Below are 836 nucleotides of genomic sequence, written 5' to 3'. Positions count from 1 at the left end.
CCGAGTGCGTACAACCTGGTGCAGACGCATTGGACGCAAGCCGCTCTGGCGCATGTGGCCGTGCAGGAGGGGCTGGTTGAGGCGATCTCCGCGCCCTCGGTCGGCCGTTTCTTGCGTGAGGTGGACCTCAAGCCGCATCGCATCCGTGGTTGGCTCAATACCCCGCGCGACGCGCAGTTCGAGGAGAAAAGCCGGGATGTCTGCGAGACCTATCGTCTCGCGCCCGAGCGCGCCGCTGCCGGCATCGAAACGCGCAGCCTCGATGAAATGACCGGCGTGCAGGCGCTCGAGCGCGCCGCACCCACCCAGCCCATGCGCCCCGGCCTGGCGGAGCGACGCGAGTATGAGTACATCCGCCATGGGACCCTCACGCTCATCGCCGCCTTCAGCGTCGTCACCGGCAACGTCTTCTATCGCCTCGGCCCGACGCGCACCGAGACCGATTTCGCCGCCTACCTCGCGGCGCTGCTTGCATGCCGCGATCCCGAGACACACTGGCACCTGATCATGGACAACCTCAACATCCATTGCTCCGAGGCGCTCGTGCGCCTCGTCGCCGAGCAGATCGGCTTCACCGGCGATCTTGGGATCAAAGGCAAGTGCGGCATCCTCAAGTCCATGGCCACGCGCGAGCGCTTCCTGCGCGATCCGGCCCATCGCATCGTCTTTCACTTCACCCCAAAACACGCTTCCTGGCTCAATCAGATCGAAATCTGGTTCTCCATCCTCGCACGCAAAGTCATCCGCCGCGGCAACTTCTCGTCAGTGGAGGACCTGCAGGCCAAAATCGCCGACTTCATCGAGCATTTCAATAAGACAATGGCCAAGCCGTTTCG

The 836-nt window shown here is 63.6% G+C and carries 1 protein-coding gene; it reads left to right on the top strand.

Annotated features, from left to right (window positions below; genetic code table 11):
- Positions 1 to 60 precede the first annotated feature (60 nt).
- On the top strand, positions 61 to 836 hold a 776-nt coding region (locus F2Q65_RS19285; protein WP_246156405.1), incomplete at its 3' end, for a transposase.

This window comes from Thiohalocapsa marina (assembly GCF_008632335.1).
Lineage (GTDB): Bacteria > Pseudomonadota > Gammaproteobacteria > Chromatiales > Chromatiaceae > Thiohalocapsa > Thiohalocapsa marina.
Note: the sequence above shows the minus strand (reverse complement) of the source record. Positions and strands in the feature narration are given on the sequence as shown.